The organism is Luteolibacter arcticus (assembly GCF_025950235.1).
Lineage (GTDB): Bacteria > Verrucomicrobiota > Verrucomicrobiia > Verrucomicrobiales > Akkermansiaceae > Haloferula > Haloferula arctica.
In genome coordinates, this window is the sequence record NZ_JAPDDT010000001.1 from 699,969 (window position 1) to 721,492 (window position 21,524).

Sequence of the window (21,524 nt, forward strand, 5' to 3'; positions counted from 1 at the left end):
GGCTCAGTTAGTCTCCTCAGCCCGCACGAGGTTCTTCGCCTTGCGCTGGCTCACCATCTCGCGCTGCTCTTTCCACGCCATGCCCGCCTTGCGAGAGGCGGGCATGACATCGAGCAAGGCTAGGGCGGAGTCGCAAGACGCGGCGGCGTCCTTGAAGCGTCCGGCGCTCTCGAGGATGTCCGCGCGTTGGAGCGACAGTGCGACCGATGGACGGAAGCGACCCGTCAGCGCATCGACGCGGCGTAGCGCCGAGTCATAGTGCCGGAGGGTCAGCTCCAGCTCGATCGCTTTCTGATGGAGGCCGCTGAGCACGCCGAGCTTGGCAAGCCCTTGGTCGATCACGGCGATGGCCTCCGGCTTGTCGCCGCGCTTCTCCAACCACGCGGCGCAGGTCAGCACGTCGGTGGCTGAGGGTTTGGCGGAAAGGTCGAGCGCCTGCCGCATGGCGGAAATGGCCTCCTGGCGGTCGCCCTTATCATCTTCGATCTGGGCGAGGAAGAGCCATCCCGGCGCGAACTTCGGATGGGCCTTCACGAGGTCCGCGGCCTTGGTCCGCGTCGCGGTGTCTTTCTTGGCGCGGCAAACCCGGGCATCGAGCAGAAGATTTTCCGGCTCTCGGGAATCGAGCACAAGTAGGCGATCCACCACTGGCCGGGCCAGATCGGGATGGCCCGTCGAGAGGAACAGGTCGGCCTTCCGGCGCAATAGCTCCGGATCGTCCGGCGTCTCGGCTAGGTGTTCCTCCAGTTGCTCCAGCGAATGGCTCGGATCGGGATGTGCCGACAGGCTAAAGGGGAACAGCAACGCTGCTAGAATGAGGGATGGCTTCATCGTGGAAAGAAATGCGCCGTGGCTCCCCTGGGGAGGAAAAGGGGAGCCACGGCGGGTTCGTGTCGGCAGGAGATCAGGGAGTAACGGTCAGCCGCAGGTAAACTGAAGACGGTGCCGGACCGTCGGTCACGGTGAGGACGGCTTCCAAGGTTTCCGGATCCTCTTCGGCCGGGGACACTGGCTGAATGGCGACGGTCGAGGTCTGGCTGCCGTTGCTTTCACCACTGCGGTGCCAGTTTGTCAGGTCGGTGGACCATTCGACGGCGGCATTCACATCACTGGCGCCCTTGGCGTGGGGGAAGCGCGCGGTGAAGCTGCCGTTCCCGGCCGTAACCGCGGTAACGGTGGCGTGGCTTGCGTCGTCGTCGCCATCGGTGCCCAGATAGTATTCAAGGACGTTCGCCACGCCGTCGCCGTCATCGTCAGCCTCGGGAGCCCCGAGTTGATGGGCCTTCAAGAAGGCCTGGAGCGGGCGATCCGCGATGGTCGCCGAAGCGAAGGCAGTGCCGAGGTCGTAGGCAGCGCTCTCACTCATGGTGACCACGAGCGATTCGTCGCCTTCCGCTTCATCATCGGCCAGGACCGTTACAGGGATGATGGCAGAGCTTTGGCCGGCCGGAATCTCCACGGTGCCGGTCAGGGCGGTGAAGTCACTGCCGGAGGTCGCTCCGTTGGTGGTGTAGGAAACAGCAAGCGCTTCGGTCGTCGACCCCGTGCGGGTGACGCTGAAGGCCATCGACTGATCCGCGCCGTATTCGCCAGCGGTCGCATCGGTCGCCTCGATGTTCACCAGCGGCAGGGTCACTACCGGTTGCTGGAGGCTGAAGGGAACCGCAACGAAGCGGACATCGATGGCTTGGAAGTTGCCGTTGAGCTGCGGCAGGTCTTGTGTGAACACCCGGAAGGCGTTTCCGCTCGCCGAATAGCTGACGATATTGTCGGCCGATTGTCCGTTCGCGGTTGAGTCTGCGGTCATGAGCAAGGCGGCGGTGGACGGATTGATCACCGTGCCGTCGCCAATCGTGAGCTCGTAGTAGTTGGCATTCACCGTCACGGTGCCGCCGGCTTCACCAAGCTTGCCGTTGAGAGTCTCAAGGCTGCCATTCTGGCGGATCATCCCGCTCATCATGCCAGGCGTAGCCACCGGCAGATAGACGAGGCTGAACGAAATGTCCTGGGCGCCGGAGGCATTGTCGCGGGTATCGATGACCCAGGTGCCGTTGCTGATCCGGACCGAGATCACGTTGTCACCATCGGTGGTACCCTCGTTGCCATTGGGGAAGGCGAGAAGGTTTCCAGCGATCGAAAGGCCGGTCACGGTGTAGAGACCGCTGCCGGTTTTGTTCACCGCGGCTCCCGCAGGGAGATTGCTGGCGAGCACGCTTCCATTCGCAGCGACAATTGCACCGGTGAAGCCTCCGGAGAATGGCAGGACTGCCACGGCAGTGCCGGCCGATTGCTCGGTGGTGGTCGGATTGAAATCCGCGGCATTGTTGTTCGAGTTGTCAGCCACACTGACCACGGCATGGCCGGAGCCGTTGGCGAAAGCGGAGACGATGTTGTCCGCGGATTCACCGGCGTTGTTCCAGTTTGCCACGGCGATCACCCCCGAAAGGAAGGGCACGTTGCTGCCATTCACCACGAGTTCGATGTCGCCGACATTGTTGCCGGGGTTCTCAAAACCGCGTGGCTCAGATGAGGTCGAGGCGACCGTCCAGCCAGGTTCGAAGAGGCCGGCGGAAACCGTCGTCACCGCAGGTGCGACCGGTTCCACGAGCACTTGGACCGAAACGGCATCGGCCGAAGCGACCACGCCCTCGTCATCCGTGGCCTTCGCGATCACCGTGTAGCTGCCGGCCGGAACGTTCTCCCAAGCGAGGCTGTAGGGTGCCGTGGTGTCTTCTCCCAGAAGCGTGGTGCCCGAGAAGAACTCGACCTTGGCGACCGTGCCATCGAGATCGGAGGCCGTTGCCTCGAGCGTGATGTTGGCTGGAGCGGCGAAGTGCGAGCCGTTGGCAGGACCGGTGAGCGCCACCGCGGGCGGGAAGACTGCGCCCTCTGCCGTGAACGAGCGGACTGGCGTCGTCATGGTCGTGGTGCCATCGCTGACCTCAGCGTACCATTCGTAGCGGCCGCCTTCTTCCAAACCGGGCCAGGTGATCGAGGCGGTGCCGGGAGTCACGGTCACACTGCCGATCTCGGTGAAGGGACCGACACCACCGGACAGGTCCACGTCGATCGAGAACTGGCTGTCGGCATCCGTCTCATACTGGTTGAGCGTCGGGGAATAGGACTGGACGTCGATGCGATTGAGAGACGGGCGGAAGGTCATGATGCGCAGCCAGCCATCGCCGCCATTACTACGACCTTGGTAGTCGGCGAGGAGCGAGTGGACGGTGCGGCCTTCGAAGCTGTCGCTCCGGCGGCCTTCGCCGTGAATGTGCCCGCCGTGCATCAGGATCAGGTTGGGGTTATCCTTCAGCGCCTGATAGATCGCGGAGCCTTGCGTGCTGAAGCTGGCCGGGAGGCCGGTGTTCACCATGTGGTGGGTGATCACGATGCCGCGGCGGGCCGGGTGAGCCTTGAGCAAGGCATCCGCCCAATTGAGGTCGGCGGTATCCGGTGTGGTGTCATACTCGAAGCTGATGACGATAAACTCCATGCCGCCCGCAGTGAAGAGCGTGTAGTTGTTGTCCGCCTTGGCCGGCTCGGAGGTGCCGCCGTAGTAGGACATGTCGGCGAAGTGATTGATGCCCGTGACGGGATGGACGCCGAAGAAGGTATTGAAGTTCGTCGTCGTGCCGTCCGCATCGCCGATCGGCGTCTGGTCGTGATTACCGACCGCCATGATGTAGGGCACGCCTTCCACCAGCCCCGTGGTCGAAGGGTTCTCGAGGCGATACATCGCGTTCGATGCGTTGGCCCACTGGGCGGCCGCAGTGGCCGGGTTGTCGCCGTTCTGAGTGATGTCACCCAGGTGAAGGACGAAGCCGATGTTCCTCGCGTCTTGCTCTGCGACAATCCAATCGGTCTGGGCCGAGAAGATCGCGGCGCGGTTGCCGCCGACGTTCTCCGAGTAGAACTGCGTGTCGGGCAAGGCGACGACGGTGAAGTCATCCGAATGCGAGGCATTGCCAACGCTGCGACCGTGGAAGGTGACTTCGAGGTTGCCGCCGTTGGGATCATTGACCATGGCGGAAAGCTCGGCCGTAAGCGGAATGTCGATCGCTTCGTTCGCGGGCGAGCTTGGCGAGATGCTCGGCGGCACATTGAGATCGAAGGTCGCACCGGTGGTGCGGATCACGCCGTTGCCCAAGGTGCCATCGATCGCCGTGCCGGCGCTGCTGAGCAAGGTGGAGCCGGAACTTTCATCCATCGCGTAGCGTGCGACGAGGTCCGGCGCGGAGGTGATCTGGCTATTCAGCGTGGACTGGATTTGGCCGAGATCGCGCGCCGTGTTCCAGATGCGCACTTCGTCCATCTGCCCTTGGAAATAGCCTTCGCGTGCACCCGTCGAATTCATCGCGGTGCCGAGGCCTGCATGCTGGATGGAGAGGTTTTGCGGGACTTCGCCTTCCGTGCTGACGGTGGCTTCCTCCTTGCCATTGAGATAGAGCGTCCACGAGGTGCCGTCGAACGCGACCGCAGCGTGTTGCCAAATCCCGACCGGGATCACGGTCTGCCCGAGGGCGGGATGGTTGAGGCCGGTGGCCGCATCTTCAAAGTCCGCCGCCAGCTTGCCGGTGGCGGTGTCGATGCCCATGAAGTAGTTGCAGTTGATGTTCGCGGGCGTGTCGGCTTCCCCACGGCCCTTTGCGATCAGCGGGATCGCGTTCACCCCGCCCGATCCGGTCCCTGCGCCGACGCCACCGGCCTCGCGCTTGAACCAGCACTCGATGGTGAAAGTGGACAGCTTCAGTGCCGGGTGATCGCCGAAGGTGACGTAGTCGTCCACGCCATCGAAGAACAGCCCGTCAGCACCCTCCGGCGGGGCCACGGAAATGGTTGCCGCGGTGGACGAGGCGAACCCGCCCTGGTCATCGATCGCCCGTGCCGTCAGCGAGTGAGTGCCGAGCGAAGCTCCACTCCATACGAACTCGTAGGGCGCGGTGGTGTCTTCGCCAAGCAGCGTCGATCCATCATAGAATTGGACCTTGCTCACCGCAGTGTCGTCGGAAGCGGTAGCCGTCAAGGAGACCGGCGCACCGATCGTCGCATTCGAGCCGTGGGCGGGAGAGTCGAGGCTCACGACCGGCGGTGGATTGGCTGCCAACAGAGCGAAGCTGAAGCCTACCTCATTGGGGGCCATGTTCTGCAGGCCCGGAGTCGACGTGGCGGCGCCCGGGATATCGCGGCCTTCGATCACCCAGCGGTTGTTCGCGGCATCCCAGGCGAAGCTCCAGAGGTTGTCGCCGCGATTGGTGCCGGTGACAGTGGCACCCTCCGGGCTGATCAGCAGGACGCTGTTGGAGTCGTTGCGGCCGGGAGCGGAAAGATACCACTGGCCGGTGCCGCCCTTCGTCACGGTGAAGCTGCCGGAGTTGGCGACGGCGTCACCCTCGGCGTCTATGCGGCCCATCGCCGCGACATCACTGTGGCCGGCCGGGATGTAAACGAAAGCGACCGGATCGTTTTCGAACGTAAAGCCATCGGAGCCATTGTCCTTGCAGATCAGCGTGAAGGTTCCGTCGGCGTTGGCGGAGGAAAGGGCGTAGTTGTCCTCGTTCTTGCCACCGGTCACGAGCAGGATGCCATTCTGGCTGGTTGCTGAAACCGCGGAGTTGGTGCCACGCGAAGCCGTGAAGCCGCCCAGCCGGAGCGTATAGAAACCGGCGTTGTCGGTGTCGTCGAACAAGGTCGCGGTCCCCGGGTCGGTCGCGCCGTTGGCCACCGTGAAGCCCGCACTCTTGCTCAGGAAGCCGTTGATCGCCCCGTTGTTTTCGGCGTTGTCCGCCCAGCCACCGAGCCAGTCGCTGTATTTGAAGTAGGCGAAGGATTGGTTGACGTTCCACTCTTCGCCAGAGGCGAAGAAGGTGGTGGCGTTGGTGGTGGTGATCGCCGTGTTGCCGATGCTGATGGCGGAAGAATAGCCAGCATAGGAAGGATTCGGCGTGCCCAGGTTGCCCGGCGTCTGGATCGCGGGCGTGGCGTAGCCGAGGCCGGCACCGATCGGGTTCGGCGTGGTGCCTTGGTTGCTGCGGCCGTTCTCGCGCAGCGAGACCATCAGGATGCCATTGGCCACATCCGCGGCGGGAGTGGCACCATCAAAACGCAGGCCGAAGTCACCTCGGGTCCCGCCGACGTAGGAGACCCCGTTGCTTTGGGACAAGACGCCGGTGACGCCGGTGTGGGCATTTCCAGTGTCGTTCTGCGTGACAGTCAGATTCCCGATGAGCGGGGCGGCCCCGAATGCTGGCGCGAGCAGACAGACGGAGAGGGATGAGATGGCGAGCCGGGCGCGGCCCTGAGGAGAGAAGTGGTGCATAGGCGGAGAAACCGCCTGAGGCATCTAGCCGCGATTTCCCGCCCGCGAACCGGCATTGTGTGAGGAAATCGGGACGTGAAACTTTGGTCACGTAGCGGGACCTCGTGCCAATCCGCAGGTGACGGAACGGTCAGGGAAACGCCTTCGCTGTTAGAGGCGCTTCTCGAAGATCTTCGAATCCCGTCCGCTTTCCTCAAGCTGGTGGCGGCGGGACTCTGGCAGAGCCTCTGGCCCCCTCAGCGTGTAGCCAACGCGATTTTCGAAAAAGTCCGCCGCACGGGTGGTCAGCGCGAAGACCTTCGGCAGTCCCTTCTCACGCGCCATCTGCTCGGCGTGCTTCACCAGATCCACGCCGTAGCCGCGGCCCTCGTGATTGAGCTTCACGTAGAGACAAGCCACCTCCGCGGTGTGGTCCGCCGGGTATTCATGCAGCGCCACGCAGCCGACCACGTTATCGTCGATGGCCATGACGCGGTAGTCGCCGATCTTGGCGAGGATATCCTCGTAGGTGCGGGCCACCAGCTTGGTCCGCCGCACCGAGCGGCCGATCATGCCCAGCAGCTCCGGGATGTCCTCCTCGCGTAGCGGCCGGATGTCCCGGTAGCTGTCGGCGTGAATCATGGTGCCCACACCTTCGTTGGAGAACAGCTCGTCGATCAGGACGCCCTGGCGGCGGCCGTTGAGGACATGGACGCGGGGCACGCCCTTGCGGCAGGCTTCCGCGGCGGATTTCAAAAGGTGCGCCCCGGTCACCGTGCCGGAGGCCGCCAATTCATCGGCATCCGCGGCACTCACGGCGGGCACCGGCTCGCCGTCGATGAGGATGGCTTCTTCTAACAGGGCGATCAGCTTTACCGCGCCGATGCCGAGCGTGAAATCGACCACCTGCGGATCGAGCGGGTCATTCGACGAGGCGTCGGCCACCACGGTCTGACCGCGGGAGAGGATGGCCTTGGCCTCTTCCACGGCATCGGGATCGCCGAGCGGGCGGGTAAGGCGGGCCGCCATGATCTCGCACTCCAGCGTCCAATCGTAGAGGTCTTTCAAATCGCCGCCGAGCACGCCGAGGATGAGCTTCACCCCCACGTCCTCCATCGCCGCGAGATCCAGCAGGGTTTCCGCGATCGCAGGCTCCGGCAAAAGGCCGGCCTCGATGAGCACGACGAAGATCTTCCCGCGGAATTGCGGGACATACTGGAGCACCGCGCGAAAGTCACCCTGGTCGGCCACGCGGGAGTTCTAGCAGAGGGACCGAAAGGCCTGCAACCGCCGATCCCGGGTAACCGGTCCGGGGAATTGCCATCCGGGCGGGGGAGGGATGCGATGGGCGTCCTCGACAAGCCTCGTCTCCCTCCGCCAAGCTACCCCACCGTGCGCCTCCTGCTCGCCATCCTCCTCCTGACCCTGCTGCCGCTCCTTTCCGCCGAGCGCCAGACGCCGATGGTGCGGCTGTGGCAGTCGGAGGACGGGCTGCCCGGAAACGTGGTGCGCTCGATCGTCCAATCGGCCGACGGCTACCTATGGGTCGCCACCGCGGAGGGCATCGCCTGCTTCGACGGCGTCGAATTCGACACCATCGAGCCGGATGGCGAACTCCGGCGCTTCCGCTTTGCTTTCTGGCGGCTGTTCGCCCCGGAAGACGGCAGCGTGTGGGTGACCACATTCCAAGGCGGCTTGTTCCGCATCCAGGACGGCCGGTTGGAGCGCGTGGTCCATGAAGCCCCGCGACCGCGGCCGCCCTTGATCAACCAGTTGATCCTCGACCGCAGCGGAATCATTCATTTCCGGCGGGGGGAAGAGATCTGGAAGCTGGAGAAGGGGACCACGGTGCTGGTCGAGGCTCCCTCGGACGAATTGAAAGAACTCTTTGCCCGGGATCACGAGAAGCAAACCGCGGGCGGCCGCGCCGTCGAAACCGGGACAGGCTGGAAGGTCTCGGAACTCCACACCAAGGACGGGCGTCGCTGGGCTCCCGACGAAACGGGCCGTTTGGTGATTGATGGAGAAGTGCCCGTGGATCTGCCCGGCGTGGCCTCGCCCTATGTCTTCAATGAGCTGCTGGAAGACCGCGAAGGCAACGTCTGGGTCGCCACTCCGGTAAGCGGGCTCGCCCGTGTAAGGCGCAGCCGGGTGGAGCCACTCTCGATCAGCGAAGGACCCTCGCAGCCCACGACCTTCGCCATCATGCAGGATCGCGCCGGCACCTGGTGGATCGCCAATCGCCGCGGCGGAGTGGACCGCTGGTCCGGCGACCAGTTGGAGCACTTGAATCTCGTCACGACCGGCTACCAACGGCCGGTGTCCACCATGTTCGAAGACCGCGATGGCGTCCTCTGGGTCGCCTCGCGCGGCGGCTCGGTGTTTTCCCGTCGCGAGGACGGCACCTTCATGCAGCGGTTTGGCCGCACGCAGATCCCCTCCAAGGTCCGGACGATCCAGCAGGATGGAGACGGCGTGGTGTGGTTCGGAGGCGAACAGGGGCTCGCCTCCTACGATGGCACCGCGGTGAAAGAGCACCGTGAGGATTGCGGCCTTCCGAAGTGCGACGTCACCGTCCTGGTGCGCAACGGCAAGGATCTGGTCGCGGCCACCAGCGATGGCCGCGTTTTCACCGGTGGCAGCAAGGGCTTCCGCATGGTGGGAGATCCCGCCCCGCTCAAGCACTGGTGGATTTCAGGACTGCTGCCCGTGGCCAGTGACGAGCTCTGGGCGACCACTCTCGGCGGCGGCCTGTTTCTCTGGAACGGTAAGGCATGGCGCCAGTTCGCTGCCGATGACGGGGTGCCGGACTTGCGGCTGACCTGCATCCTCAATGACGACCGCGGGCAACTCTGGTTTGGCTCGCTCGGCGGCATCCTGCGTGCCAGCCGGCAGGAGCTGTTAGACCGGGCGCGCAAGCAAGAGCGTCCGCTGCACTGGTTGCGACTCGACCGTTCGGATGGCCTGCCGTCGCGCGAATGCATCGGCGGGTATCATCCCGCCGGGTGGAAGGGGCACGATGGCCGGCTGTGGTTTCCCACCGGCAGCGGGGTGGTCCGGGTGCGTCCGGATTTGGTAGAGGTGAACAAGGTGCAGCCACCCGTTTACCTTCGCAGCACGCGTATCAACGGAGTCCAACAGGAAGAGCACGAAGGGAAGATCGAAGCCGGACCGGGACGCTCGCGTGTCGAGTTTCGCTTCGTCGGTCTGAGTTACAGCGCACCGGAAAAAGTCACTTACCGCGCTCGCCTTGAAGGGCTCGACGACTCGTGGCGTGAACTCGGCAGCCAACGCGTGGCCGCCTACGAGGCGGTTCCACCCGGTCGCTACACCTTCGAAGTCCTCGCCGTGAATGGCGACGGCGTGTGGAGCAAGCAAGCGGCGCGTGTGTCCATCCACATCAAGCCACACTTTTGGGAATCGGCATGGTTCCTCCTGAGCGTGGCCGCGCTGACCATCGCCGGAACCGCGACCATCGCCTGGTATGTGGCCCGCCGGCGGATGAAGCAGCGCATCCAAGCCCTCAAGATCCGCAACGCCCGCGAAAGCGAGCGCACGAGAATCGCCCGTGACTTGCACGACGACCTCGGCGCTAGTCTCACGGAAATCTCGATCCTTTCCGCGCTCGCGGCCGAGGGCGGCGATGAGAGCGCCATGCGGCCCGCACTCGACCAACTCTCTAACAAGGCCAAGGCGGTTGTCGGCACGCTCGATGAGATCGTCTGGGCGGTGAACCCGCGCGAGGACACCTTGCGCTCGCTGGTCGATTATCTGGCCGCCTTTGCCCGCGAGTTCCTGGACACCGCGAGCATCGCCCTGCGCACCGATATTCCACGGAACGTCCCTGAGACGCCGCTCGACGCCACCGTCCGTCACGGGGTGTTCCTTGCGGCACGGGAGGCGCTGAACAATCTGGTCAAGCACTCCAAGGCTACGCAGGCCCGCCTCGCCGTCCAACTCGATGACTCGAACCTTGAGATCCGCATCGAGGACAATGGCCGCGGTTTCTCCCAGGAGTGGGAGGCCAAGGGCTACGGCGTGGCCAACCTGCGCGAGCGCATGAAAGCTGCCGGGGGCGATTGCTCGATCGCCAGCGTCTCCGGCCAAGGTGTCACCGTGATCCTGACCTTGCCGCTGCTTGCGGCCCCCTCATCCCCGACCTAGTCTTCCCACCGTGTCTGCCAAACCCGAGACCACTGATGTCGCCATCGTCGAAGACAACGCCGCCCTCGGCAGCAGCCTGAGAAAGGTGGTCGAGTCGGACCCGACCCTGCGCTGCATCGGGGTGTGGACCACCGCCGAGGAGGCGTTGAAAAAGATCGACGCCTTCCGCCCGAAGATCGTGCTGATGGACATCAATTTGCCCGGCATGTCAGGCATCGAGGCCACCGCGCGCCTCAAGCAGTACCTGCCGGACGTGAAGGTGGTGATGGTCACGGTCTATCGCGACCACGACAAGATCTTCGCCGCATTGAAAGCCGGTGCTTGCGGATATTTGCTCAAGCGTTCGAATCCTTCCGAGGTCCGTGAAGCCATCCTCGACGTCCGCACCGGCGGGGCACCGATGAGCCCGGAAATCGCCCGCCGCGTGGTCGAGGCGTTCCACCAGCCGGTGAAGTCCGAGCCTTCCTTAATGGACGAAGTAAAGCTTTCCAAGCGTGAGACCGAGATTCTGGAACTGCTCTGCGAAGGTCTCGCCAACAAGGAGATTGCCGACCGCCTGGACATCTCGGTGGAGACCGTCCGGGTTCACTTGAAGCACGTGTATGAGAAGCTCCACGTGCGCTCGCGGACCGAGGCCGCGATGAAATTCCGCGACTCCCGTGAAGAGCCGCGGTTTCCTATTTGACGCATTCCCGACCCGGTTTTCGGGGCAGGGGAGCTTTTGGCACGGGATACCCCTGTTGGGGTAATCGACGCTTTTGGGGACTTCTTGGATAACGATTCTTGTAACGCGGGAATTTCCTGCATTTCCCCGTCTTTCGGGAAACCCAAGAACCGTTAGAAACCCATGAAAACCGCCCCAATCGGCGCGTTGACCCGCGCTTCCCTGTTAGCCTGCGCCTCCCTCTGCGCCACCGCTCCCCTACATGCCGCGAAAACCTGGACCGGGGCGGCCGACGCCACCTGGGCCAACACCGCCAACTGGCTTGAAGTTGCGCTGCCCGGCACGACCGAGATGGTGAACTTCACTGCCAGCTCGGCAGCGAACCTCACCATCGACACCGGAGCCGCCCGCACGATCCGCGGCATTTCGCTCACCAGCCCAAGCGGAGCGGTCACCATCCAGAATAACAGCCTGACCATCGGCTCCGGAGGCATCGATCTCTCGACCGCCACCCAGGATCTTACGCTCGCGTCGGCCGTTACGTTGCCGGGGGTGACCACCCAGAACTGGCAGGTCGCCGCCGGCCGCACCATCAGCGTCCCCGGTGCCATTACCCGCAACCCCGGCGGTGCGGTGAATTTTTCCAACTCCAGCGGAGCCGGCACCATCAACATCGGTAGCGGGACCGTTTCCACCAGGCTTTCTTACGCAACGCTCAACGGAGTCGACGTCGCCTCTCTGGATGCCACGAAGAATATCGCGAACTCCACGGCGGTCTTCACCTATGTCAATCCGAACGGGGGCAACATCAGCGGGACCGTGGTGGGCATTGATGTCCAGACCACGACCGCCGGAGCAACCCAAGCCTACCGCCACTCGAATTCTCTCACCACCAGCAACGGCGTTCGCTTTAACGCGGCCAATACCCAGAACACTTCGTGGACGGTCGACACCTCGAGCGCCGGCCGCGTCAATACCACGCCTCACATCATCGTCACCTCCTCGGTCGGAGCGCAGGATGTCATTTACAACGGTGCCGGAGGCTTGCGCGCCAACAGCAGCGGGGGCGAACTCTTCCTGCATCAACTGAATCCGTCCGGCTCGCTGATCTTCAATGCTCCGATCAACGGAAACGGCGCATCCTCCCTCACCAAGACCGGCCCGGGAACCGTGATCATCGCTTCTGCCGCGAGCTATTCGGGCGAGACCCGGATCAACGAAGGCACCCTGCAAATCGGCAACGGCGGCACTGCGGGAAGCCTCGCGGGCGCACTCGTCAATTATGGCACCGTAGCCATCAACAGGTCCGACACCTTCACGCTCGGCGGCATTATCAGCGGGCCAGGCCCCATCACCAAGCTAGGGACCGGCACGGTGGTGCTCGGAGGTGCCAACACCTATACGGGTGCCACCACCGTGACGGGAGGCCTCATCGGGGTCGCCGCCTTGGGCAGTCTTGGCTCGACCCCCTCGGTCACGCTTGACGGCGGGGGTATCCAGTGGACTGCACCTGTGGATATCTCGTCGGTCCCGATTCTCTTTGGAGTGAGCGGGGCGACCTTTGATTCGAACGGTCTTGCAATCTCCCTGGCCAATCCCGTGGGCACGGGCTCCAGCGGCAGTCTGAGCAAGAAGGGCAGCGGCAGCCTCTCACTCTCCGCGGCCAACTCCTACCTCGGCGGTACCAATGTGAATGCCGGTGTCTTGCTCGCCACCAACGTTTCGGGCTCCGCGACCGGTACGGGTCCGGTAGTCGTGAACACCGGCGGAACCTTGGGTGGAAACGGCAACATCGATGGCGCGGTCACTGTCACCGCCGGCGGCACGGTTGCCCCCGGAACCAGCGTGGGGACGCTCACCGTGGACAGCCTCGAATTGCAGCCGGATTCGGCGCTCAACTTCGAATTCGGCTCCAGCAACGATCAGATCACCGTTCAAAACGCGCAGGGTCTCACCATCAGTGGCGGGGCGATCACGCTGCTCCAGGAGGGTTCGGCCGTTCCCTTCGCGAGCGCCGGGACCTACAATCTCATTGCTTACAGCGGCACATTGGGTGGTGCCGCGACCAACCTGACAGTCGCCAATCCCCAACCGGGCTTCACCTATAACTTCGGTACCGCGGGCGGCTTCGTCACCTTGACGATCGGCACGCCGGGAGTGGTTCGCAACTGGATCGTGAACGGTGGTGGTTCCTGGACCGACAACGCCAACTGGAACGGCACCTTCCCGAACGGCACCAGTGCCACCGCCAACTTCTCCACGAATCTATCCAACGCTGCCACCGTCACGCTCGACGGCATGAAGACCGTGGGGGCACTCACCTTCCTCAGCGGCACCAATGGCTACACCATCTCGCAAGGCAGCGGTGGATCGCTCATCTTCAACAACGGCTCGAATGGCTCCTCGGTGGTTAATGGCGACGGAGTTCACACGATCTCCGCGCCGATCACCCTCACCACCAACACGGTCATCACTACTTCGGCAGCCGATGACGGGCTTACCTTGAGCGGGGCCATCAGTGGCGGGGGCAGCTTGACCAAATCCGGCCCCGGCTTCCTGGATCTCTTGGGGTCTAACAGCTTCAACGGCAGTCTCACACTTTCCGGAGGCATCACTACCTTCGCCAACGGTGGACTGGGCAATGGCAGCCTTTCACTGGCCGGATCGAAACTGCTCTGGGGAGCAGGTAATCTCCAGGACATCTCCAACCGGACGATCTCCTTCACCTCCGGCACCATTGAATTCGATATCGATGGAAACGACGTCACCCTGGCCAACTCGATCGGCAATTTCGGCACTGCTGACCTCATCAAGTCCGGTGAAGGCAAATTGACACTCGGGGGCGATCCCAGTTTCACGGGTATCATCACGCTGGCCGCGGGCACGCTGCAGTTCGGCACAGGCGGCTCCACAGGCTTGTTCAATGGCGGTGATATCGTAAACAATGGCACCTTGGCCTTCAATCTCGCCGGGCCAGTGGAGTTCTTCGGAAACATCAGCGGCACCGGCTCGCTGATTCATCAAGGCACCGGCTCTCTTGGGCTTACTGGAACCGGCTCCTTTACTGGAACGACGACCATCCCCGGTGCGTCTTCTTCCATCATCCTGCTCAACGGCACGGCCCTGCAAGGCAGCACGCTTCAATACGATGCAAGCGGTGGAAGCATTAGCTTTGCATCCAATGGAGCGGCGACCTTGGGCGCTCTGGAAGGAAACAAGGATCTCGTGCTGAACAACGCCGATGAGACACCGCTCGGCGTAGCCCTCACCGTCGGCGGCAACGGTGCCAGCACCACTTACTCCGGCAAGCTCACCGGCTTGGGTTCCTTTACCAAGAACGGAGGGGGCGCGCTCACGCTCGACAACGACAACAACTACGCCGGAGCTACCAACCTGAGCGGCGTGACTTTCCCAGCCATCAACAAGCTGGAACTTCCTCCGGGGGGCAAGATCACCACCGCGGGGGTCAACATGGGCACCAGCACCTTGTTCCTTGTCAGTGGAGGCGACCTCACCTCCAGCGCACAATCAACCGTCGACAACCGCGGGTTCAGCACCGTCTCCGGCTTCCAGCTCGCCAGCGGAACTGCCGCCTTCAATGGCGGTATCCGGACATCTTCAACCAGCGACGGCTGCTTGATCTGGGTTGCCGGGGGAAGTTTCACGGCCAGCAATGTGACCCTCCAGCGCACCCGCAGCTACAACGCCTTGGCCGAAGGTCCATCCTCGACCACACCCGCCTATACGGAAATGGATGCGGCGGTCGTGGATGGCTTCGTGGTGTCCGGAGGTACCGCGGCAGTCAATGGCCCGCTTGTGATCGGCACATCGAATTCAGGTGCCTCGGCCCATATCACGGGGGGAGCCACCACGGTCACCGGAGAGGTGACCATCGGGAATACCACCAACACCCGGTGGTCGATGCTCCAGGTATCAGGCGGTAGCTTTACCTCCACCGATACCGTTGCAGGAATCGTGATGAGCCCCAATGCAACGACCACCAACCGGAGCATGGTCAAGCTCACCGGTGGCGTGGCCTCTGTCCAACGCATCGGCTTCGGCACGGCCACGGCGGCAGCGGGGACCGGTGTGGTCTGGCTGAAAGGCGGCACGCTTTACCTCGGCGCTGGTGGCATGGTCCAGGATGCTCCGGCTTTCACCAGCAGCCTGCATCTCACCACTGGCACGCTCGGTGCGACGGCAGACTGGAGCACCGGCTTGGCGACCACTCTCGACGGATCCATCATCGTCAAAGCGGCCGACGCTGCCGATGTCCCCCACAACATCGTTCTCTCGGGGACTGTGACTGGCACCGGCAGCCTGGGCAAGCAGGGTGGTGGCACGCTGACCTTGTCGGGCACCTACAGCTACAGCGGCAATACCACGGTCTCCGCTGGCACGCTGTCGCTGGGCACCGGGACGCTCAGCGACACGGGCATCGTGGATGTCTCCGCCACCGGCAGCGCGGTTCTGAACTTGAACTTCGCCGGCACCGACACCGTCGCGGGCTTCAGCATCGACGGCGTGGCGCAGGCGACCGGCACCTGGGGCTCGCTCGCCTCATCGGCGACTCACAAGACCGCACGCATTACCGGCACCGGCATCCTGAATGTCGGAGGAGCTGCCGATCCCTTCGCGGATTGGATCGACGACTTCGCGGTCGGTGGCCTGACCGCCAAGACTGACGACCCGGATCGTGATGGCCTGACCAATCTCGAAGAGTTCGCCTTCGACGGCAATCCGGCCAACGGCACCGCCACCGGCAAGGTCCGCTCGCGGATCGAAACCGTGGGAGCTGACAAGGTGCTGGTGATCACGCTGCCGGTCCGCAATACCGCCACCTTCGGCGGCAGCCCTTCGAAGACCGCCACCGTCGACGACATCATCTACACCATCGAGGGATCGAACAATCTCACGCTCTTCGACCAAGGAGTGACCGAGATCGCAGTCAGCGCGGCAGGCATGCCAACCCCGCTGACAGATGGCTGGACCTACCATACGTTCCGTCTCGATGGTGCCATCGGTGGAGTCACGCCACGCGGACCGAAAGGCTTCCTGCGCGTCTCCGCGGCAGACGCCACCCCCTGATAGTTTCTCTGGGTATCAATACGGGTAAGAAAGCAGGCCGGGAGAGCAATCTCCCGGCCTGTCCCGTCGGGGTTCAGAAATGTCCGGCAAGGGGAGGGGACTCGCCCTTGATCGCAGCGCTCAACGATCGGCGTGGATCGGCTGGTCCAGCACGTTGATGCGGCCGGTATCCAAGCGGTAGGCCCAACTGTGGATCTGGAGCGGCTGTCCACGCTCCCATGCGTCCTCGACGATGGTGGTGCGGGCAACGTTCTCGGCATTGGAAAGCACGTTGATCTCGCACAGCCGATCGAGCGCATCCACCGGCGACAGGGCCTCCAGTTCCTCCTCCCGCCGTCGCGCGATGTTGCGGATGTGCCGCAGCCAGTTGTCCACCAGGCCATGGCGCTGGTTTTCAAGCGCTGCCTTCACCCCGCCGCAGCCGTAGTGGCCGCAGACGATGACGTGCTTCACCTTCAGCACGTCCACGGCGAATTGAAGGACGGACAGCATGTTGAAGTCGGTCTGCACCACCACGTTCGCCACATTGCGGTGAACGAAGATCTCGCCGGGATCGAGGCCGGTGATCTGATTCGCCGGCACCCGGCTGTCCGAGCAGCCGATCCACAGATACTCAGGGGTTTGCTGCGCCACCAATCGCGAGAAAAAGTACGGATCTTCGGCCACTCTGGCCGCGGCCCACACGCGATTGTTTTCCAACAGATGATCGAGAGAGTCCATCAGCGGAGGATCAAAACGGACACTTCCCAGCTTGTCGATGGCCGGGTTGAGTCGAGGCTTGCGAAAGAGGGCAATCACACCAAAAATCACTTCCCGCATGAAAAGAAGACTTCCGGGAATTCTCTCCATCCTGCTGGCGCTGCCACTTTTCGCCCGGACCGCACCGACCGGGGAGGAATGGCAGGAACCGCAGAACCTTTCACTGGGGAAGGAGAAGCCGCGCGCCACCTTCATGTCCTTTCCCGATGCCGGGTCGGCCAAGGCGGTCGCCCGCGAGAAGTCGCCGTGGTTCCTTTCGCTCGATGGCCCGTGGAAGTTCCACTGGGTCGGCAACCCCTCCCAGCGCCCGGTCGAATTCCACAAGCCCGAGTTCGACGTCTCCGGCTGGAAGGAGATCCCGGTGCCTTCGAACTGGCAGATGGAAGGCTACGACATTCCGATCTATTCGAACCAGGCCTACACCTTCAACCGCGAGTGGCCGAAGGTGACGGGGGAGCCGCCCAAGGATTGGCCCGCTTACAAGGACCGCAACCCGGTCGGCAGCTACCGCCGCAGCTTCACCGTGCCGAAGGACTGGGACGGCAAGGAGGTCTTCGTGAACTTCGATGGCGTCGATTCCTTCTTCTACCTGTGGGTCAATGGGCAGTATCTCGGCTTCAGCAAGGACAGCCGGACACTGGCCGCGTTCAATATCACCAAGGCGCTCAAGCCCGGCGAGAATACCATCGCCGCCGAGGTCTATCGCTACTCGGACGGCAGCTACCTCGAATGCCAGGACATGTGGCGACTCAGCGGGATCTTCCGCGGCGTTTATCTCCACGCGACGCCGAAGGTGCAGATCCGCGACGTCTTCGCGCTGCCGGACCTGGATGCGGACTACAAGGACGGCACGCTGAGGGTGACCACCCACGTCCGCAATCTCGGTGACAAGCCGGTGCGTGTGCCGCCGGTGAAGGTCGAGTTGTTCGACTCCACCGGAAATCCCGTGCCCGACGTGGTGGTGATCTCTGAAAGCCGGATCGAGAGTCCTCAGATCTCCGCAGGCAGCGAGGCTTCCGAGGTGGTCATGCTTGCCGTCAAAGGCCCGGCGCAATGGACCGCTGAAACGCCGAATCTCTACACCGTGGTCGTTTCCACCGGCGAGGAAGCGGTTTCCTTCCGCACCGGCTTCCGCAAGGTGAAGATCAAGAACGGCGTCTATCTGATCAATGGACAACCGGTGAAGCTCAAGGGCGCGAACCGCCATGAGATGGAGCCGGACACCGGCCACACCGTCAGCCGCGAGCGCATGATGCAGGACATCGTGCGACTGAAGGAGGCCAACGTGAACCACGTCCGCACCTGCCACTATCCGGACGATCCCTACTGGTACGAGCTCTGCGACGTCCACGGCATCTACCTGATGGACGAGGCAAACATCGAGTCGCACGGCTACTACTATGGCGAGCAATCGCTCTCCCATCCTCCCGAGTGGAAGGAGGCCCATGTCGATCGCGTGGTGAACATGGTCCACCGCGACAAGAACCATCCCTCGGTGGTCCTATGGTCGCTCGGCAATGAAGCCGGGCCGGGGAAGAACTTCCAAGCCGCGCACGACGCGCTCAAGGCGATCGACACCTCACGGCCCGATCATTACGAGCGCAACAACGACATCCCCGACGTGGACAGCACGATGTACCCGGGCGTCGATTGGGTCGCGTCCTTGGCCGCACAGAAGGACCGCAAGAAGCCCTTCTACATTTGCGAATACGCCCACACGATGAACAACGCGCTGGGCAATTTGGCGGACTACTGGCAGGCGATCGAATCGAGCGACAACATCATCGGCGCCTCGATCTGGGAGTGGCAGGACCAGTCGATCCACGCGAAGGAAATCGATGGCAAGGTCACCGTCGATCTTGCGCGCGGCAAGCCCGAGGTCGGCGTGAAGAAGTTCGAGGCCTACGGCGGCAACTTCGGCGACAAGCCGAATGACGGGCTGTTCATCCTGAAAGGCGTCGTCTGGGCGAACCGCGATCCCAAGCCGGCATTCTGGGAGGTGAAGCGGGTCTATCAGGACATCGTCTCCGACCTGCGGCAGATCCTTGAAGACGACGAGGGCCACAAGCTGCTGGGCGAGGTGGAGATCTTCAACAAGCACTTCTTCCGCGATCTCTCCGGTTTCGAGTGCCGCTGGAGTTTGACCGCGGACGGCAAGGAGATCGGCAAGGGCAGCCTGGAGAAACTCGACGTGGAACCCCGCGGCAGGGCGACGGTCAAGATCCCGCTGTTAGATCGCGATAGCGTGAAGGAGGGCTCGGACTATCAACTGCGGATCTCATTCCACCTGGCGAAGGACGCCACGTGGCAGAAGAAGGGCTACGAAATCGCGGCGACCCAGCACCCTGTGATCCTTGCTCCGCCTTCCAGGCCGCAGGTTGACTTGATGACGCCCCACTCCGGCTTCGTGGTGAAGGATGAGGAAGGCAAGATTTCAGTCAGCGGAGGAACGCTTACCACCGGCTGGACGGTCGGGTTTGACCGGAAGACCGGAGGTCTTGTCTCTTACGATGCGGGATCCGGAGAATGGCTTGCCGGAGGCTCCTGCCTGAACGCCTTCCGCGCCTTCACCGACAACGACAAGTGGACCGCCAACGCATGGTTCGGCAATGGCCTGCACACGCTGGCGGACAAGGCCACCGACGTGCAGATCGACCGCAGTACCGACCATTGTGTCCGCATCATCGCACGGGTGAAGTCGCAGGGCGAAACCTCCGACCGCGTGCCGGAGCAGAACAGCGGCTTTCACCAGATCGAGAAAGGCGCGCCGATCGGCGAGGATGGTTTCCACTTTGACAGCGTCTTCGCTTGGACGGTCTTTCCCGGTGGAATCGTTTCCTTCGACGCCACGGGCACGGGCGTCGGTCCCTCCATCGTGTTGCCGCGTATCGGCCAGCAGCTTCGTCTTTCGCCCGAGCTGAAAAACTTCGCCTGGTACGGCCGCGGTCCGGACGAGAACTACCCGGATCGCAAGACCGGCTCCGATATTGGCCGTTACACGAAGGCCGTGAAGGACCTGTTCGTCCCGTATCCCAAGCCGATGGACATGGGCAACCGCGAGGACGTGCGCTGGTGTGCGCTGACCGATGACCAAGGCAACGGCCTCGTCTTCGGCGCACGTGGCGCGCGGATGTCGGTCGCTGCCCTGCCGTGGGATGACATGCAGCTTCTCACAGCCCGTCATCCGCAGGACTTGCCGGAATCGCAGGGCACCGTGCTCACGCTTTCCGACCAGGTCCTTGGCCTCGGCGGCGCGAGTTGCGGTCCTATCCCGCTGGAGCGCGACATCGTCCGCTCGGGTCCGTGGCGATTTGGCTTCTCGATCTTCGGGTTGAGTCGCGGTGAAGACCCCGGCAAATGGGGCTCGCTCGATGTCCCGGTCACGTCGCCGGTCCTGATCGAACGCGACCGAGGCGGGCGGGTCAGCTTCAACTCCGCCACGTCCAACGCGAAGATCGAGTATCGTATCGACGGTGGTGAATGGAAAAAATGGGACTCGCCGTTTGCTCTGAAAACCGCCTGCAAGATCGAAGCCAAAGCGACTGCGCCAGACATGATTGCCTCTGCCATTTCGTCGCGCGACTTTCCCTATGTCTTGCCGCGCGACACTTGGAAGATCCTCCGCGCCGACAGCGAAGCGAAGGGTGAAGGCGAGGCGGCCTACGCCATCGACGGCAATCCCGAAACTTACTGGCACACGCAGTGGCAAGGCAGTGCGCCGCGTCCACCACACGAACTGGCAGTCGATCTGGGAGTGAAGGCCGAGCTCTCCGGCATCACCGTGTTACCGCGCCAAGACCAAGAGAACGGCCGCGTCGGCGAGTATGAGGTCTTCACTAGCCTCGACGGCAACGACTGGGGGAAACCTGCCGCCAAGGGGAAATTCAGCGGTGGCCAAAGCCTCGAACGCGTGCCGTTTGAAAAGCCGCTCACGGTGCGTTTCGTGCGACTCGTCGCTCTCAGTGAGATCAATGGCAACCCATGGTCGGCCATCGCCGAACTCGACGTAGTCGCCTTGCGCTCGCTCGAAGCCCCGCAGCCGCGCGACGAATGGACGATCCTCAAGGTCAGCAGCGAACAGCCCGGCGAGGGCGAGGCGGATCACTTGATCGATGGCAAAACCGATACCTTCTGGCACTCGCAGTATGGCCTCTTTCTCGCCAAGCATCCGCATGAGGTGACTGTCGATCTCGGCAGCGAGCGATCACTCACCGCGATGGCTTTCTTGCCGCGCCTAGACAGCCGCAACGGCCGGATCAAAGCCTACAAGGTTGAGACCAGCATCGACGGTACGGCTTGGAAGCCCGCCGGGGAAGGGGAGTTGCAAGACGATACCAACCGCCACGAGATCCGCTTCGCCGCCGCGATAGCTGCCCGCTACGTGAAATTCATCGCCCTGAGCGCCCACGACGGCGACGACTTCGCAACGGCCGCAGAGTTTGATTTCGCGACGAAAAAATAGTGGTGGGGACGAGCGATCCGAGCTTTGGCTGGCATCCTCTACCTTCCGCTTGTCCGACCTCCCGCACCGCTTAAGCTCCCCGCGTGCCCGAT

The 21,524-nt window shown here is 63.2% G+C and carries 8 protein-coding genes; 4 read left to right on the plus strand and 4 right to left on the minus strand.

What is annotated here, in order from left to right; all coding sequences use genetic code 11:
* Positions 1 to 3 precede the first annotated feature (3 nt).
* The 3 genes from OKA05_RS02880 to OKA05_RS02890 form a co-directional block, all read right to left on the minus strand.
* The gene (locus tag OKA05_RS02880; protein WP_264485589.1) at positions 4 to 831 is read right to left on the minus strand and encodes a tetratricopeptide repeat protein; all 828 of its coding nucleotides are present in this window, start codon (positions 829 to 831) and stop codon (positions 4 to 6) included.
* A gap of 73 nt (positions 832 to 904) precedes the next feature.
* Positions 905 to 6,316: an Ig-like domain-containing protein gene (locus OKA05_RS02885; protein WP_264485590.1), complete on the minus strand. Its 5,412-nt coding sequence runs from the start codon at positions 6,314 to 6,316 to the stop codon at positions 905 to 907.
* Positions 6,317 to 6,466: 150 nt separating this feature from the next.
* Positions 6,467 to 7,546: a GNAT family N-acetyltransferase gene (locus tag OKA05_RS02890; protein ID WP_264485591.1), complete on the minus strand. Its 1,080-nt coding sequence runs from the start codon at positions 7,544 to 7,546 to the stop codon at positions 6,467 to 6,469.
* 141 nt (positions 7,547 to 7,687) lie between these two features.
* Between OKA05_RS02890 and OKA05_RS02895 the strand changes: the two genes are divergently transcribed.
* The 3 genes from OKA05_RS02895 (at position 7,688) to OKA05_RS02905 (ending at position 16,211) form a co-directional block, all read left to right on the plus strand.
* Positions 7,688 to 10,459 carry a sensor histidine kinase gene (locus tag OKA05_RS02895; protein WP_264485592.1) on the plus strand — a complete coding sequence of 924 codons (2,772 nt, stop codon included), beginning with the start codon at positions 7,688 to 7,690 and terminating at the stop codon, positions 10,457 to 10,459.
* A 10-nt stretch (positions 10,460 to 10,469) separates the two neighbouring features.
* On the plus strand, positions 10,470 to 11,144 hold the full coding sequence (locus OKA05_RS02900; protein WP_264485593.1) for a response regulator: 675 nt from the start codon (positions 10,470 to 10,472) through the stop codon (positions 11,142 to 11,144).
* Positions 11,145 to 11,306: 162 nt separating this feature from the next.
* Positions 11,307 to 16,211, plus strand: coding sequence for a beta strand repeat-containing protein (locus tag OKA05_RS02905; protein ID WP_264485594.1), 4,905 nt, complete (start codon positions 11,307 to 11,309; stop codon positions 16,209 to 16,211).
* 120 nt (positions 16,212 to 16,331) lie between these two features.
* Here the strand turns inward: OKA05_RS02905 and can are convergent, their stop codons facing one another.
* On the minus strand, positions 16,332 to 16,931 hold the full coding sequence (gene can / locus OKA05_RS02910) for a carbonate dehydratase (protein WP_264485595.1): 600 nt from the start codon (positions 16,929 to 16,931) through the stop codon (positions 16,332 to 16,334).
* Positions 16,932 to 17,028: 97 nt separating this feature from the next.
* On the opposite strand from can, the gene OKA05_RS02915 reads away from it, so the two are divergent.
* Positions 17,029 to 21,432 carry a glycoside hydrolase family 2 TIM barrel-domain containing protein gene (locus OKA05_RS02915; protein WP_264485596.1) on the plus strand — a complete coding sequence of 1,468 codons (4,404 nt, stop codon included), beginning with the start codon at positions 17,029 to 17,031 and terminating at the stop codon, positions 21,430 to 21,432.
* Positions 21,433 to 21,524 lie beyond the last annotated feature (92 nt).

Coding starts and splice junctions, on each gene's coding strand:
- OKA05_RS02880 (WP_264485589.1), bottom strand. CDS start 831: ATGAAGCCATCCCTCATTCTAGCAGCGTTGCTGTTCCCCTTTAGCCTG.
- OKA05_RS02885 (WP_264485590.1), bottom strand. CDS start 6,316: ATGCACCACTTCTCTCCTCAGGGCCGCGCCCGGCTCGCCATCTCATCC.
- OKA05_RS02905 (WP_264485594.1), top strand. CDS start 11,307: ATGAAAACCGCCCCAATCGGCGCGTTGACCCGCGCTTCCCTGTTAGCC.
- can (WP_264485595.1), bottom strand. CDS start 16,931: ATGGACTCTCTCGATCATCTGTTGGAAAACAATCGCGTGTGGGCCGCG.
- OKA05_RS02915 (WP_264485596.1), top strand. CDS start 17,029: ATGAAAAGAAGACTTCCGGGAATTCTCTCCATCCTGCTGGCGCTGCCA.